Raw genomic sequence first — 15,453 nt, 5'->3', positions numbered from 1 at the left:
AATCAATTTCTTACCAGTTAAGCAGCGATCTAAAATAACTCGGCTGCGTTCTGCTTAATCTATCTATTCAGAACCTCCTCTTTTTCATTTAGACACATAACTAATACTTAATAGTTAATACAGCTTCCTTAGATATAGAAAAATATTCTTTTTCCATCCGCTTAATCGCCGAAAAAGGATCTCATCAGAAAACAACTTGGCTTAGCTACCCATCCAATGGATCAGTTAATAAACATCTTCACGGTAGCGCCCCTGAGCTTTCAGTGTCGCCACATCGATCCCCAGCGGGGCAATTACCTTGTCCAGTGCCGCCGCTACGCTACTCGCCATGTTACGACCGCCACATATTAAAAACTGCGCCCCCTCCTCGATCAATTGACGCAGCACCACGTCATCTTCAGTAATCTTATTCTGCACATATGCGCCTTGGCTGATACGGGAGAAAACCGGATTTAATTTAGTTAACCGCTGATCTTTTAAGTAGCGCTTAAGCTCTGTCTCATAGAGAAAATCAGACTGTGGAGAGCGACCGCCCCAATAAAGGTGTATCGGGTGATGTGCTTTATTGTTACGGATAAAACCGACTAACGGCCCAATGCCGGTGCCCGCGCCGATCAGTATTATCGGTGCTTTGCCCGATGCTGGGCGAAAGCTCGGATTAAGCTTAATGAAAGCCTCAATGGTGTCACCAACGGATAATCCATGAAGAAAACCTGAGCATAAACCGTCTGGATGATGACGAACGCAGATCTCGAGCACGCCATTCTTCGATGCGGATGCTAACGAATAAAACCGCGGCACACTGCTGCCTGGGGCTAAGATACCCACAAGATCACCTGCATCAAAATGCGGTAAACCGGTGCGTCTCAGTAAACGATTTAACAGACCGTTATTACGCTCTACCGATGACTTGAAGCGTAATACCGCCGTTGGTGCTTGCACCGCTGCACCGTAATCGACGCGTTCGACAAGCGTTAACGTCGTGCTAGCGGGATGAACCGGGATATGCTCGAGTGTTAATTCCCTATTGATGACGCTATCCACAGCATGGCCCCAGCGGGCAAACTCCTGTGACGATTGTCGATGAATAGTGTCGAGTGGTAGTAGTTGCGGCCAGCCCTTGGTGATGAGCGCGGCCTCAACCTCTTTGGCAAACTGGCAGAACTCAGGGAACTGTCGATCACCAAAACCTAATACGGCAACAGGAACATCGGGTGTCTTCGACATTTTCGCCAGTCGTGTCAGAAAATGATTCGCCGATGCCGGAGCGTCACCATCCCCATAGGTGGCGGTCAGCATAAACATCCGTTTTGCCTGTGGATAATGGTTGCCAACCTGATTCATGGATGCGGTGTGAACCTGAAATCCTAAGCGATAAAGGGCGTCATGCAGGGTTTTGGCAAAGCCCCAAGTACTGTTACTTTCACTGCCAACCAGAATGATGGTATCGGCAACGCGAGCAGCGCTATTATGGTTAATGGTTGTGGCGGATTGTTTACGCTTCCACCAGATCTGGATGCCGGTCCATGCCATCAATGGCACAGTGAGCGCACTTAGACCAAGCAGTAGTCCAAGCCACCATAACCCTTCGCCGGTGTGTAGCATGTAGATAAACTCATAGAGTTTTTGTGGGTTACCGTAAGCTTGATAAGAGAGCCACTCACCGGTTGCTTGATCAACAAAGCCGCTTCCTTGATCGGTGGTAATTGAGTAAACGCCCATTAGGTCGTTTGGATAGGGATAAACCAGCTCTCTGAACTCGGTAATCGGGATCGCTTTTAATGCCGAAAGGGTATCAATGGGTGCAGGCACACCGCCATCGACATGGGTTGGAAAATCGGGCTCAGTCGATGAGTAGTCGGGTATCAACTCAAAAGTCATGGCTGACATATACAGGCCGGTAGAAGCTGATAATATCAGGCCCAGTACCGCCACTCGACCGACTTCGGTATGTAGTCGTTGCTTAAAGGGCCCTTGAATCGGTCGAAAAATATGGCGCCAACCGCCGAGGCGATTGATCAACATGGAGGCACCGGAAAAGGTTAACAGCAGCATAAAGAAAGCGGCAACCCCAGCCACCACTCGTCCAGGAGTCCCCAACAGATAAGAACGGTGCAAGTTTTTTATCCATACCATAATGGGTGAGCTGGAATAGGCGCCAATCGTTGCCCCCGTTAGCGGGTTGATTAGATCCGCACCTGTTTGGTCGCCGTCAGTAAAGTAAACAATGATACTGCCTGACGGATGTCGTTGTATTTGCTCGGTGCCAGGGTAGCGAGTGATAAGCTTACCCGCTAGCTCCGCCACGCTGATTGATGATGTGCCCGCTATTTTAGCCTGTGAGCGCTCTAAAATCGGATCAAGCGAGAGCACAGCACCGGAAATGGTGAGCAATACAACGAACAGTGTTGCTATCAAGCCAGACAGGGAGTGAAACTGACGTAACATGACGGGATTCCTAGGCAGTTATTTAAAACGAGTAGGTGAACGTTTTGACATAACCGCGGCCATTATTGGGTTTATCGACCCCTTCACTGGTTAATGGCACGACAACATCATTACGGTTGTCTCGCATATCTTCGACAGCGGTATCAATGTGGAGCTGAAATCCTGCATCAATATAGGTGTCGGCTAGATCAAGGGTGACCGTTAATGTCTTACCCTCTGTAACGCTGGCACCGGACAGTCCATCGTATTCACTTTTACGTTGACCACTCCCCCGTGCCCAACCGCTCAAGTGTTTGTAATATTTTGACTTCTTGCCTGCCACCCATAAGGTTTTTTGATACTGACCTCCAACATTGGTTAAATAAATAGCGAGATAGGCACCATCACCGCCATAATTTTTTAACTCGGTGGTGAGGGTGATGTCACGTGCATAGGATTGCGAGGATAGTAAAGCTGCAGCCATCAAACACAGGGTTATTGCGAAACGTTTCATGGTTTTATCTCCCTTATTCGATTGTGACTTTAGGTTTGTTTGTTGGCGTGTTACTACCGGAGTTTAAGTCGCTAGTTGATGATGGTTGGGCTTGATTACCTAAGTTCAGGTAGTCGGATGCGTCATCTGAATCATCAAATTTTATTTCAAGTTCGATAATCCTTAGTGAAGCGGGTGAGAATTTCGCTTCAACTCGATGACCTTTGCGATCTCTTCCTTTGAGCTCATAACAGCCATCGTCTACTTTGATGCGCTTTACCTTCCAGCCATGGTCTATCATCATTTGGCGAAGGCGCTCCTTTGGCTGCCAGTCGACGGTAGGGTCGGTGCAATCATCGCTGGCTAGCGCGGCACCACTGATCAAACAGGTGCTTAAAAAGGCAGTAATTAGTGTATTTTTCATGTTGTACCTCCTAATGACTTCATTGTTTATCCTAAACCGCTTTCCTGACATTCAGCTGAAGGCGGTCAGTGTTATAGGTTTAGCGCAGTTCAAATGCTTCCTGTCGGAACGACAGAGACCCTTGTAAATTTTCCCGTAGCTCTTTTTCTAAGGTATTGGCCCAGCTTGAGGGACCACAAAACCAGACCTCCATCGCCTTTTCCTTCGGATGCAGCGTGAGGAGCTGCTCCGCTGTAAGTTTGTGGCCCTGACTGCTGTCATGTATCTGCAGCTGGATGCCGCTTAAACCGTTACAGGCTGCCTTTAGTCGCTTAACAAAAGGATCTGTCGCGCCATCATGGGTGGAATAATGCAGTTCAGCTTCGAGAGAGTCTTCCCGCTGATTTTGCAGTACTTCAAGCCATGCTAAAAAAGGGGTGATGCCAATTCCGCCAGCGATCCAAACTTGTGTTGCATTGTGCTTCCGCTGTTTGAAGTTAAATTCACCATAAGGCCCTTCAACGGTAATGGGGTGGCCGATTGCTAACCGATAACCCAACTGCCGCGTATAGTCGCCCAGCCCTTTAATGTGAAAGGTGATCTGACCATTACCATGATCCGCACTGGCAATGGTAAAAGGGTGGGCACCCTCGCTAGGCTCAAAGGTCACAAACGCAAACTGGCCGGCACGGTGACCTTGCCATGGGCGTTCCAACTGACACTTCACTTCGGTGATACCCATGGCTGAAGTTACGATGGAAGTGATGGTGCCCTGCACCTGGCGTGATTTTCCTATCTGCCCTTTGATCGATAACAGGCTAGCGACACTTCCGCCTGTGAGTAATACTCCCATCAGCCAACCGATCGGTTGTTGCCACCAAACCAAAGGCGCTAGCCAGACCGCATGGAAAACGAGTGCTAGATAAATAAACGGCATAGCACGGTGTATAGAGTGCCAGAGATTGTAAGGAAAGCGTTTCCAGAGCGTCAGTATCAGCATGGCAAATACCAGATAGACACCCCATTCGCCAATTCCTTCTGCCGCTTCTCTCATCATATGGGTAAAACCTGAAAAGTCTTGCTCAGGCAAACGTCCTGCTCGGCCAAAGAGCGCTTTAACGAGATCATCACCCATCTCAATTAACCAGTGAGATAGGGCAAAAACAACCGCTAGAATACCGGCCCATTTATGCAGGCGATAAATTTGATCGAGACCATTAAAGGGTGTTTCTAACCAAGCTGGACGAGTAGCCAGCATCATCGTCACTGACATGAATGCGATGGATAACAAACCGCTCAGATAGAGGCCGTTGTCATAAATTTCCCAAGCGAGTGACGCCTTTACTGTCGTGCTCATCTGATAGCTCCAGCCCCAGATAATAAGAGTGACGGTGGTGATCAGTGCTAGGGTAATGCTGAGTTTTTTAGGTTTCATCTTAACTATCCAGTGCTGCATTTAGCCCATATGTTATTGTCTAATTCTGACAATCAGCTGAAAGCCTGATTAATCAATAGGCGCGATAAATCAGGAAGGCGTAAGCTGTAAGCGAGTTTATGTGTTGATATCATTCATCACGGGGGCTTTCAGTTTATTGTCAGGTTTTTTGGTTATGATTAGTCAGGCTGCGAAGATCTAAGGATGAGAGATGCGATTATTACTGGTAGAGGATGCGGCGGGGTTAGGCGAAGTCATACGGGATCAGATTAGCGATGAAGGTCATGCGGTCGATTGGGTTAAAAACCTTTCATATGCGGATGCTAGCTTACAGGTCACTCAATATGATTTGATTCTACTTGATCTAATGCTGCCGGATGGCAACGGTATTGACCTGTTAAAAAAGATACGCGAATCAGGCGATACGACCCCCGTTATTATTTTAACCGCCCGAGATCAGCTATCTGATCGCATCGAAGGATTAAATGCCGGCGCAGATGATTATCTGGTAAAACCCTTTGATCTATCCGAGCTTTCCGCGCGTATCGCGGCAGTGTCTCGGCGTTACAGTGGCAACCCGAATCCTATCATTAAGGTTGGCACATTAGACGTCGATCTCAACAAGCACTTTATTTCTCGTGAGGGTGTGGCCATCAATTTAACGGCCCGTGAGTGGGCGTTGTTTGAGGCCTTTATTCAACATCCTGGCAACGTCCTCTCGAAGTCACAACTGGAAGACCACCTTTATGCTTTTGGCGCCGAGATCGAAAGTAATACCATTGAAGTTTATGTCAGTCGGCTACGGAAAAAACTGGATAAAGGTCAGTTAGAAACGGTGCGCGGACTAGGCTATCGCATGAGGTCCTCATGAGATCAACGCAGATAAAGGCACCAAAAAGCCTCCAAAAAACCTTAGGTATTGGCTTAACCGTGGGTGTGACTTTACTCTGGTTATTGGCGCTATTGAGCACCGTTTATGTATCACAGAATAAACTGAATACCCTCTTCGATAGCGCATTGGCCGAAACCGCTCAACGTATTATGCCCCTTGCGGTAGTTGAGATAACCAACCGAGAGGAGCCAGGGCAATTACAACAAATCATGTCATTCGAAACCCACGATGAACCGCTGGTATACCTTGTACGTGATGCGTCAGGCACGATTTTATTGCAATCCCATAATGCGGATCCGCTGATGTTCAATAAAACGTTATTAAAAGGTTTTAGTTCATCGGAAAATCACCGATTCTATGGGGCGTGGGCAGTACAAAATACATTACACATCGAGGTTGCCGAGCCTCTAACTCAAAGGCGAAAAGCCATCTTTGCAATGGCCGCTAGCTTACTCTGGCCACTCCTCTTGTTGATCCCGCTCTGCTTTATCGGGACCTGGGCCTTTGTGCGTTACAGTTTGCGTCACCTACTGGTTTATAGAAAAGCCATTGAATCCCGTGGTAGTGGTGATCTTTCACCGATCGAAACCAAAGACCTGCCAACCGAGCTTCACACAATCGCTACCTCGGTAAATGACTTATTGGAACGCTTACGCCGAGCTTTAGAATCGGAACGATCCTTTACCGCCAATAGTGCCCACGAGTTACGTACGCCCATTGCAACGGCGCTGGCCCAGATTCAATATCTACAACAGGACGTCACGGCAGGCCCCCTTAAAGATAAAGTGCAGAAAGTGGAAACAACCATAAAAGGTTTATCCAGCTTGTCAGAAAAACTGATGCAGTTAGCTAAGGCGGAAGGGGGCGGTCTGTTATCAACGCAGCAGACTGATCTCATAAATCTATTGCAGCTGATTATTGATGACAGCCAGCGATCGAATCCCCCGGCAACTATTAGGGTAACTCTACCGCCCAGCGAATTTAAATCGACTATAGATCCCGATGCCTTTGCTATTTTGGTGCGCAATTTAATCGACAATGCCATAAAACATGGGAACCCAAACCAACTGATCGAGGTTAATTTTTCTGCCAACGGGGTATTAAATATTGTTAATGATACCCAGGTGATTCCTGCCGAAACGCTTGCACGACTGCAGCAGCGTTTTGTTAGATCAGAGACCAAGGCGCAAGGCTTAGGGCTTGGCTTAGCCATTGTCGATGCCATCGTTACGGGCGTGGGCGCAACGATGACATTTAACTCCCCCGCGACGGGACGAGAAGATGGCTTTGAAGTCAGCGTTGATTTTTCGATCATCAGCAGTAAATTATAAAACCAAGGTCGTCGTATAAATTAGGCTAATTAAGGAGACTGCGGAATAGAGGCCTGCTCTGCGCAGTATCAACCCAACAAAACCTAATGCTTACACCGCGTTTGCATTATACAACAGATCACGAATTTCATGCTGCGGATTATAGCCATTCACATTCTGCAATAAAATCTCACGTATGGCATCATAATCAAATGACTCTAATGCAATTTGCAAATTATCTAATACAAGTTCTAGCTGATCCCAAGGAAGCATCACCTCTTGAGCACGCATAATCATAGGGTGATCCGTTTTTAAAACATCATCCCCAATTAGTAACTCTTCATATAACTTTTCACCATTTCTCAACCCAGTGAAATTAATCTCAATATCACCTGATGGGTTTTGAGCATTTCTAACAGACAATCCTGTAAGATTAATCATCTGTTTTGCTAAATCGAAAATTTTGACTGGTTCACCCATATCTAGCACAAAAACATCCCCTGAAGCGCCCATAGAACCTGCTTGTATCACCAAAGAGGCCGCCTCAGGAATCGTCATAAAATAGCGCGTAATCTCAGGATCGGTAACGGTTACAGGTCCTCCCTGACTAATTTGTTCCTTAAACAAAGGAATAACCGAGCCCGAAGAGCCCAACACATTACCAAAACGAACAATTGCAAAACGGATATCAGAACAATGTTCCTCCCTCTTGCTAAGCCCTTGAAGCACTAATTCAGCAAAACGCTTGCTCGCCCCCATCACATTAGTGGGTCGCACCGCTTTGTCTGTCGAGATTAAAACAAAATTTCTCACACCAGCAGAAATAGCAGCTTCGGCACATTGCCAAGTACCCAAAATATTATTTTGTAAGCCAGCTATATTATTGGACTCAACTATAGGTACATGCTTATAAGCCGCCGCATGATATACAGTATCCACTTGATAAGATTGCAGTATTTTTTCTAGATGAGCCTTATCTGTCACACTGCCTAAAACTGGAATAATTACTGTCTGTCCAGCCCCCAAGGCTAACAACTCTTTTTCTATGCTATAAAGCAAAAACTCTGACAACTCGAAAAGAACCAACACATTAGGTTGCTGCTTAAGAATCTGCCGACACAACTCAGAACCGATTGATCCTCCCGCGCCAGTGACTATTACGGACTGATCTCTGATACAAGAGCCTAATAGCTCTTTATTCGGTGCAACTTCATCACGCCCCAATAAGTCCGCAATATCTACCTCTCTAACGTCACTAATACTGACTTTACCATCAGCCAGATCCGATAAGCCTGGTAGCGTCATAACCTTTAATTCATGGATCGATAGCTCGTCAATGATTTCCTTTTTACGCTGAGTCGGTGCCGACGGAATAGCCAACAAGATGGAATCAACATCAAACCGTTCAATTAACTCATCAATTTTATTAGCACCATAAACACGCGTACCATTGATATCCAAACCTTGAAGGCGTAAATCATCATCAACATAAGCAACCGGGCTAAATTCGATAGAGTGATATAACGCATCAGCTAGTTGCCGACCAGAAGAGCCTGCTCCATATATGATAACCCGACGCGCTTCCGCTTTTGCCTTCTGTTCCCCACCGGGAAACTGGTGCAACACAACCCAGCGCGCAATCATGCGGCTCCCGCCAACAGCGAACACTGCAATAAACCAAAAAATAAAGATAACTGAGCGCGGTGTACTTTGCTCAAGGCCCAATAAATATGTACATAATACCCAAATCAACAAGGTAAAAGAGACCGCTTTAATAACAGTCCATTGAGCTTTGTAGCCAATATATCGAATAACAGCCCTATACAATCCAAGCTTAATAAATATCGGAATAGCAACAGCAGGAGCTAAAAGGTATGCAGGCCAATGTGCAAAGTTTTTTGCTGTGAAATCCTCATAACGAAGGGCAAAGCTCAACCAACAGCATAAAGGCAACACAATCGCGTCAAAAACTAGAAAGAATATTTTCTTCGACCGACGAGATGAACCTATTAACAGATTAAGCAATTACAAAGCCCCTTGAAGTATAGTTGAACAACAGTTATCCCACACGATCGCCAGCGCCTTTGCCCAAACCAGTTAAAATAAGATACCTAAAGTATTTTCCAAGTGACATTGTCCGGATCATTTCTCGATCATATTCAGCCAAGAGCACTGGAGTAGACATATCAATTGCATTAATTTGCGCAAGACCAGTTATGCCAGGAAGAACATCAAACACACCTTTAGCCTGACGCTCTTTAATCAACTCTTCCTGATTAAAGAGACAAGGTCTAGGCCCTACCAAGCTCATATCCCCTTTAAGCACATTAATTAGTTGAGGTAGTTCATCTATTTTAGATTTACGAAGAAATCGCCCAAAGCACGTAATGGAAGACGAGCTAGCTAAATGAGAAGCCACTGACTTGGTATCAACTGACATCGTTCTAAATTTAATTAATACAAATTTCTTTTGATTTTTACCTACCCTTTCCTGCATAAAAACTGGCGCCCCAGTATCAAACAGCCCTATCCCAATAACAATCAGCATTAAAGGCCATAAACAACATAAAGCTATACAAGAGATAACTAGATCTAACAATCTATACATAATTAAATCACTTACAAAAATTTGAAGAATCCAACTTAGCCATAGCTTGGCTCATCGTCTCTAACGGCTGCCAGCCCAATAACGTTTTTGCTTTTGAACAGTCGACCTGAAGGTCTCCTAATACTTGTTCCGCTAACTTATCTTTGCGTAACAGCCTAGCAACTAAGCGCATAAGTGAATGAGGAATAGGTAGCTGTATCAAGCTTTTACCTAACCCCCTAGCAATCTCGTTTGTAAACTGCTTTATTGAAATATCTTCACCATCAGAAATCACAAAGTCCTGATTGGCTGCTAAGGGATGCACCGCACAAAGCAACAGGAAATCAGCCAGATTATCTACAGAAATAAAGCTACGAAGGTTATGGCAGAGTCCAAAAGGCAACATAGGAGTTTTATCAACGAGCTTAGTCAACTTGCCAAAACTTCCAGGGGCACCCAGACCATATACCAAAACAGGTCTAATAATAACTAAATCAAAACACAGATCCCGAGCAAGCTGCCTTAACCCTACTTCAGCATCAATTTTTGATTGGGCATACTTGGAATGAGGAGATAGGCTACTTTCTTCTGATAAAGGCGCTGTACTATTTCTACCATAAACACCAATAGAACTGACAAATACGAATCGACTTACTCCGTATTCAGCTGCCTGCTTCGCTAAATTTAATGTACCAGCAACATTCACATCATTGAAAGGGTCAATAGAGTCAGGCGAAGGCTGTTCCTGTTCCTGTTCCTGCTCATGAGCATGCGCAACGCCCGCGACATGAAGGATACAATCAATGCCATCAAAAAAACCACTCCAGTCAGTCAAACCATTTATATTATCTAACTTCTTGAAAAGAACTTTATCACTAATTTTCAGTTTCTTTCTTCTAGTAATAGCGGTGGTAGAAAAGCGTTCATCATTCGCTAATTGATTCAGTAAAGAAGAGCCAACAAAACCAGTAGCACCGGTAACAAGAATATTCTTAACAGTCTTAGTCATAATAACCAACGATAGCCCATAGCCCAAAAAACTAAGGTATAAAATCTAACACTCTAGTAGCTTTTTAAAAATTGGATGTTAACACACCACCAACGGCATAGCAGGCTAAAATAACCCATAGACAACTGGAGGGAAGTAACTTGATACAGAACCCAAGTATAGGCTGCACTGCTAGGCTTATTCCACGAAACAGGATGTTAACTGACATGATAGAAAACCAGAAGGCTCTGGAGACTGTCTACGCAGATTCGACTGTCTTCAGTAATTTAAGACATAATCGAGACCCTTGTATTTTTCTAATCAATGGCACTCCCACTTTATCTAAAAGATCAGCTCAAGTTCTGCTGCCTGCATCCGATAACATTGACCTTAATTTAGTTGGGAGTAATTAACAGCCTCCGGAACAATTATATTTCTCATAAATTACGCGAAAATCACTTAAATATTATGACAAAGCCTGTTCAAGTTTTTTAGCGAGCTTTGCATAGTCATGATGTTCGAGTGCATAAGCTCTACCATTTTTGCCCATCTGTTCGCGCTCACCCGGTGTAAGGCTTTTAATACTCAAAATTGCGTCTGCAATAGCTTGCGGATCTTCAGCGGCCACTTCAATTCCTGCACCAGCATCATCAACAGGATGATATTCACCCGATTCAATTGCATATAATAAAGGCTTACCTGAATAAAAATAATCAAATAACTTATTAGGAGACACACCAAATCGAAATAATGGATCTTTAGTCAGACCAATAAAACAAACATCAAACACAGCAAGCATCGACTGTATTTGCTTCTTAGGTATTGGGTTAACAAAGAAAACATTCTGCAATCGAAGCTCAGCTGTCAATTTCTCTAACGCCTCCCTCTCCTGCCCACCGCCAACAATAACAAAAGCTACATCAGCATGATCAGAAAGCATATCAGCTGCCTGAATAATATTACTTAATGCATTTGCTACACCAATACTCCCCGTGTAACCAATTATAAATTTACCGTCAGGTAGTTTACTTTTTACAGCTGCATTCAATGCTTCTTTGTTTTCAGCCTCAGAAATAGCAAAACCATTTGGAACCCAAACAAACTTCTGACGTCGCATTCCATGCTCAACCATATGCTCTACAGAATTCTTCAGGTTTGAAACAACCTTATCAGCAGAGCCATAGGCAAAATATTCAATCCATTGCATCAATAGAATAAAAGGATGCTTCTTAGAAAAACCGCCAAGTTCAACCAAAGATAAAGGCCAAATATCGCGCACTTCAAAAGCCAGTTTAGCTTTAAACTTTTTAGCCAAACGCTGAGCCCCAAGAAAGGGAATTAAAGCAGGAGAGCTATATAAAATAGCATCCGGTTTATCGGCAATCACTTTGGGAAGTGTAAGCAACTTCCACGCGAACCTTATCCAATTTAAAACCCGTTTTTTATCATGGGCACCTGAATACTCAGGCACTTTAATCCAAACAAAATTAAAACCTTCTGCAATAGGCTCCACAGTAAACTCTTCTACCAGCCTTGGTGGTTGACGTAACAAATGTGTAAAGCCTGCACCAATCAAATAAACGCGATGTCCTTGCTTTGCTAGCTCCTTAGCTAAATAGTAATGCCTTCCCCCCATGCCACTTTCCGGGGTAGACGCATATTGATTAATTAACCAATACGTTTTTTTCGAGTTTTCGTCAGCCATTAAGCAACACCTTGACAATTCGCTTACTCGCTTTACCACCACCGTACAAATCTTCACTATGTGTTTCGACCACAGAAGAACTTTTCGTATTATGGTAAGCGTCTAGGATTCTCTTTTTATCTGCACCTACTAGCACATTTGCGCCAGCCTCAACCAGCTCCACCCACTCAGTCTCATCTCGCATAGTGATACAGGGTACCCCAAAGAAATAGGCTTCTTTTTGTAGTCCCCCGCTATCAGTCATTACAAGACTGCAATTATCAATCAACCAGACCATATTTAAATAACCTACTGGATCAATAATGGAGAGATTAGATGTATCGTACTCGCCCATTTCCAGAAGCTTCTTCGTCCGTGGGTGCAACGGCAAAATCACTTGCTGAGTTTGCGCTATTTCATTCAATGCAGAAATAATTTGTTTTAGACGCTGCGGATCATCGGTATTTTCAGCACGATGAATAGTGCACAACACACAATCACCTGCAATATTCAGGTTAGATGGTTTTTGTGCTAAGCCTTTATAAAACAATGCACCATCTTGCATTACATCACCCGATAACACCACGCTGGTATCCGTTTGCCAACTATCCACTCCTTCCTTCGTTAAGTTGTCCACTGCAGCTTGAGTGGGGCAAAAAAGTACCGAACTAATGCGATCAGTTAATATGCGATTCACTTCTTCCGGCATACGCATATTAAACGAGCGTAAACCTGCTTCCACATGTGCTATTTTTATATGCAGTTTAGACGCTGCAATCGCCCCCGCCAAGGTAGAATTGGTATCACCATAGACCATCACCCAATCCGGCTCTTCTTTCACCAAAATACTTTCGATCTTTTCAATCATTTGCCCCGTCATAGCACCGTGCGTTTTACCACCAATGCCAAGAAAGTAATCAGGCTTAGGGATTTGCATTTCTTCAAAAAACACATCGCTCATATTCGCATCATAATGCTGACCCGTATGGACAATTACCTCTTGAATATCACAACCCGCTTCTCGTTGACGGATAATTTCACGGCTGACCGAACCCGCTTTAATAAATTGCGGGCGGGCGCCTAAAATAGTAATTATTTTCATGATAAACTCTTATAATCATCCAAGGATTCCGCTAACCAGCACTACCAAGTTGCACTATATATGCTAGCGCATGGACATTGTTTGCCGGTAAGCCTCAACCATCAAGTCTAAAGACTTTTCCCAAGTATAATGCTCTAAAACATGTTGACGACCGGCGTCGCCCATTTTTTTTCTAAGCTGCTCGTTTTCAATCAATTGAATCATTGCCTCAGCAGAAGCAACCACATCCTCTTTAGGCACAACTAAACCTGTTTTCCCATCCAAAGTCACTTCAGCTGGGCCATCAGCATCTGACACTATGACCGGTTTTCCACAAGCACTCGCCTCCAATATAGCCACACCAAAGCTTTCAATTCGGCTAAAAGCACAGTATATATCTAACCGATTTAATATATTAGGAACATCAGCATGATCAACCTGTCCATGAAAAACAACTTGCTTATCAACACCTAAAGATTTGGCTAGCTGTTGTAAAACATTCAAATCTGGCCCACCTCCTGAAATTTCTAAAAATAGATCCCTATTTTTATCAAGCTCATACCAGGTTTTTGCAAACGCTTTAATTAAAATATCAATCCCGTACTTTGTTTTAAGAGTCTTCACAGTACCAAGAACAATTTTATTAGAGCCTCTACCCTCTAGTGCAGGTAAAGGTTTAAACAACGACTCTTCGATTCCAAAAGGCGTGATAAATACTTTACTATGCTTAAACGTTTCTCTAGTCTTGCTGGACATACAATGGCTAGTCGACGCAATAGAGGTGGCCGATTTTAAATTGCCTTTTAACAACAAGCGATGTACAACAGACTTTTCAGGAAAGTCGTAAACATCACTTCCCCACACCGAAAGTAAAACGGGTTTAAACGCGACTAAACGCGCTAACAAGCCATAACCCGTCGCATAATGTGCGTTCACTAAATCAGGCTGAATTTCTTTTAATAATTTCCGTACTTCAAACACCGCCGAAAAATAACCAAGCGGCGCTTTATTTTTAAGCTTGTACAGATATACCTTAGAATCAAGCACATGGGCATTCTCATGCAGCGAAATAAGATGCACCTCAACACCACGCGACACAAGACCATTAGCCCAACGTGCTGTATGAATCGAAAATGCAGCGGATAAAAGAACAACTTTCACTGATAATCCTTATCAAAAAAGCCATCTAAAACTGACTTAATCAAGATGCTTCTACGAATTTCTGGAATTTTTGCACATTTATTAAAAGAAACATCTAAGCAAGCATCAAAATAGTTTGTAAAATTATTAGGCTCATCGAAGTAATTAACAATAGGTAAACCTAAAGCAATATAGTCATACACTTTTGTACCTAATTCATAGTCTGGATCACGTATAATAGATAACCCATAATCAGCATTAAACATAGTAATATAAAGTTCTTTCTTATGCATCCGTGGAATAATTTTCACTTCTCCATTACCTGAGGTCAACTGACTAAAAAACTCTTCTACCCAACTATTAGAATCTTCATTACTTCCAATCAGCAAAATAACTAGTTTTTTATATTGGTATCTAGAAGCAATAATTCGAAGCAATTTTTTAACTTTATCTTGCCCATACTCAGAAAACTGACCTGCGCAACAGAAAACAACTTGATCACTATCTTTATATTTTTTTTTATGACTTTTTACTTGGTTAATTAAATCCAAGTCATCATCATTAATACCATTAGGAATTAAAATCAACTCACTACCTGAAACTCGAGATAGGTATTGCTGTAATCCAGGCGTACAAGTAATAGCAAGAAAAGAGCGCCGAATAGCGAACTTCTCAATTAAACGTGATATTTTTGCTTTGAAGGTCTTTTTTCTTTTGATATCCCCATAACCCGTTTCCTGTGCAATAGACCATCCATCACGAATATCTAGAACAATATTCAAGCCAGGTATAAAAAATAACCAAAACTTTCGAAAGGGAGGCATAGATATCAAAAGGTAATTAGTATTATCTAGTAAAATAGTTTTGAATGAAAAATCAATTCCGAACCCTTTAGATAAAAAATAGTCACTAAAAGATTTAATTCTTGAATAAATAGGTTGACCCTTTTCAAGATTAGAATTCACAAAAACAATAAACTTCATATAAAATCCTAGGCATATTAATAAAACATA

The 15,453-nt window shown here is 43.3% G+C and carries 13 protein-coding genes; 2 read left to right on the top strand and 11 right to left on the bottom strand.

The annotated features are described in order from the left end of the window. Positions 1–225 precede the first annotated feature (225 nt). From ACOQOE_RS03515 to ACOQOE_RS03500, 4 genes are all read right to left on the bottom strand, one after another. On the bottom strand, positions 226–2,448 hold the full coding sequence (locus tag ACOQOE_RS03515) for a PepSY domain-containing protein (RefSeq protein ID WP_420554898.1): 2,223 nt from the start codon (positions 2,446–2,448) through the stop codon (positions 226–228). A gap of 22 nt (positions 2,449–2,470) precedes the next feature. Then, the gene (locus ACOQOE_RS03510) at positions 2,471–2,941 is read right to left on the bottom strand and encodes a DUF2271 domain-containing protein (RefSeq protein WP_067865148.1); all 471 of its coding nucleotides are present in this window, start codon (positions 2,939–2,941) and stop codon (positions 2,471–2,473) included. 13 nt (positions 2,942–2,954) lie between these two features. Next, complete coding sequence (locus ACOQOE_RS03505; protein ID WP_075107922.1) at positions 2,955–3,344, bottom strand: PepSY domain-containing protein; 390 nt, start codon at positions 3,342–3,344, stop codon at positions 2,955–2,957. Positions 3,345–3,423: 79 nt separating this feature from the next. Further along, positions 3,424–4,758 (bottom strand): ferric reductase-like transmembrane domain-containing protein, encoded by a 1,335-nt coding sequence (locus ACOQOE_RS03500; protein WP_067865145.1) that lies wholly within the window; start codon positions 4,756–4,758, stop codon positions 3,424–3,426. Between the two features lie 211 nt (positions 4,759–4,969). Here ACOQOE_RS03500 and ACOQOE_RS03495 point away from each other — a divergent pair, with 211 nt between their 5' ends. Together ACOQOE_RS03495 and ACOQOE_RS03490 are read left to right on the top strand one after the other, a co-directional pair. After that, the gene (locus ACOQOE_RS03495) at positions 4,970–5,629 is read left to right on the top strand and encodes a response regulator transcription factor (RefSeq protein WP_067865139.1); all 660 of its coding nucleotides are present in this window, start codon (positions 4,970–4,972) and stop codon (positions 5,627–5,629) included. Then, complete coding sequence (locus tag ACOQOE_RS03490) at positions 5,626–6,981, top strand: sensor histidine kinase (protein ID WP_067865136.1); 1,356 nt, start codon at positions 5,626–5,628, stop codon at positions 6,979–6,981. Before ACOQOE_RS03495 ends, ACOQOE_RS03490 begins: the two co-directional genes overlap by 4 nt. Positions 6,982–7,071: 90 nt before the next feature. On the opposite strand, the gene ACOQOE_RS03485 is transcribed toward ACOQOE_RS03490, so the two are convergent. From ACOQOE_RS03485 to ACOQOE_RS03455, 7 genes are all read right to left on the bottom strand, one after another. Then, positions 7,072–8,985 (bottom strand): polysaccharide biosynthesis protein, encoded by a 1,914-nt coding sequence (locus ACOQOE_RS03485; protein WP_420554897.1) that lies wholly within the window; start codon positions 8,983–8,985, stop codon positions 7,072–7,074. 34 nt (positions 8,986–9,019) lie between these two features. Further along, the gene (locus ACOQOE_RS03480; protein ID WP_420554896.1) at positions 9,020–9,568 is read right to left on the bottom strand and encodes a sugar transferase; all 549 of its coding nucleotides are present in this window, start codon (positions 9,566–9,568) and stop codon (positions 9,020–9,022) included. A 7-nt stretch (positions 9,569–9,575) separates the two neighbouring features. Next, the gene (locus ACOQOE_RS03475; RefSeq protein ID WP_420554895.1) at positions 9,576–10,556 is read right to left on the bottom strand and encodes an NAD-dependent epimerase/dehydratase family protein; all 981 of its coding nucleotides are present in this window, start codon (positions 10,554–10,556) and stop codon (positions 9,576–9,578) included. A 445-nt stretch (positions 10,557–11,001) separates the two neighbouring features. Further along, positions 11,002–12,240: a glycosyltransferase family 4 protein gene (locus ACOQOE_RS03470; protein WP_067865124.1), complete on the bottom strand. Its 1,239-nt coding sequence runs from the start codon at positions 12,238–12,240 to the stop codon at positions 11,002–11,004. Next, positions 12,233–13,321 carry a non-hydrolyzing UDP-N-acetylglucosamine 2-epimerase gene (gene wecB / locus ACOQOE_RS03465; protein ID WP_420554894.1) on the bottom strand — a complete coding sequence of 363 codons (1,089 nt, stop codon included), beginning with the start codon at positions 13,319–13,321 and terminating at the stop codon, positions 12,233–12,235. The genes ACOQOE_RS03470 and wecB overlap by 8 nt, the downstream gene beginning before the upstream one ends. A gap of 63 nt (positions 13,322–13,384) precedes the next feature. Next, positions 13,385–14,461: a glycosyltransferase gene (locus tag ACOQOE_RS03460; RefSeq protein ID WP_420554893.1), complete on the bottom strand. Its 1,077-nt coding sequence runs from the start codon at positions 14,459–14,461 to the stop codon at positions 13,385–13,387. Then, positions 14,458–15,423 (bottom strand): hypothetical protein, encoded by a 966-nt coding sequence (locus ACOQOE_RS03455; RefSeq protein WP_420554892.1) that lies wholly within the window; start codon positions 15,421–15,423, stop codon positions 14,458–14,460. The genes ACOQOE_RS03460 and ACOQOE_RS03455 overlap by 4 nt, the downstream gene beginning before the upstream one ends. Positions 15,424–15,453 lie beyond the last annotated feature (30 nt).

This window comes from Neptuniibacter marinus (genome assembly GCF_965223595.1).
In the GTDB taxonomy this organism is placed as follows: Bacteria; Pseudomonadota; Gammaproteobacteria; order Pseudomonadales; family Balneatricaceae; genus Neptuniibacter; species Neptuniibacter marinus.
The sequence above is the reverse complement of the archived record's forward strand: the minus strand, read 5'-3'. Positions and strand labels throughout refer to the sequence as shown.

Excerpts from the sequence above, each read along its gene's own strand:
- ACOQOE_RS03455 (WP_420554892.1), bottom strand. The coding sequence starts at position 15,423 with ATGAAGTTTATTGTTTTTGTGAATTCTAATCTTGAAAAGGGTCAACCT.
- ACOQOE_RS03510 (WP_067865148.1), bottom strand. The coding sequence starts at position 2,941 with ATGAAACGTTTCGCAATAACCCTGTGTTTGATGGCTGCAGCTTTACTA.
- ACOQOE_RS03490 (WP_067865136.1), top strand. The coding sequence starts at position 5,626 with ATGAGATCAACGCAGATAAAGGCACCAAAAAGCCTCCAAAAAACCTTA.
- ACOQOE_RS03515 (WP_420554898.1), bottom strand. The coding sequence starts at position 2,448 with ATGTTACGTCAGTTTCACTCCCTGTCTGGCTTGATAGCAACACTGTTC.
- ACOQOE_RS03480 (WP_420554896.1), bottom strand. The coding sequence starts at position 9,568 with ATGTATAGATTGTTAGATCTAGTTATCTCTTGTATAGCTTTATGTTGT.
- ACOQOE_RS03470 (WP_067865124.1), bottom strand. The coding sequence starts at position 12,240 with ATGGCTGACGAAAACTCGAAAAAAACGTATTGGTTAATTAATCAATAT.
- ACOQOE_RS03475 (WP_420554895.1), bottom strand. The coding sequence starts at position 10,556 with ATGACTAAGACTGTTAAGAATATTCTTGTTACCGGTGCTACTGGTTTT.
- ACOQOE_RS03500 (WP_067865145.1), bottom strand. The coding sequence starts at position 4,758 with ATGAAACCTAAAAAACTCAGCATTACCCTAGCACTGATCACCACCGTC.
- ACOQOE_RS03505 (WP_075107922.1), bottom strand. The coding sequence starts at position 3,344 with ATGAAAAATACACTAATTACTGCCTTTTTAAGCACCTGTTTGATCAGT.
- wecB (WP_420554894.1), bottom strand. The coding sequence starts at position 13,321 with ATGAAAATAATTACTATTTTAGGCGCCCGCCCGCAATTTATTAAAGCG.
- ACOQOE_RS03495 (WP_067865139.1), top strand. The coding sequence starts at position 4,970 with ATGCGATTATTACTGGTAGAGGATGCGGCGGGGTTAGGCGAAGTCATA.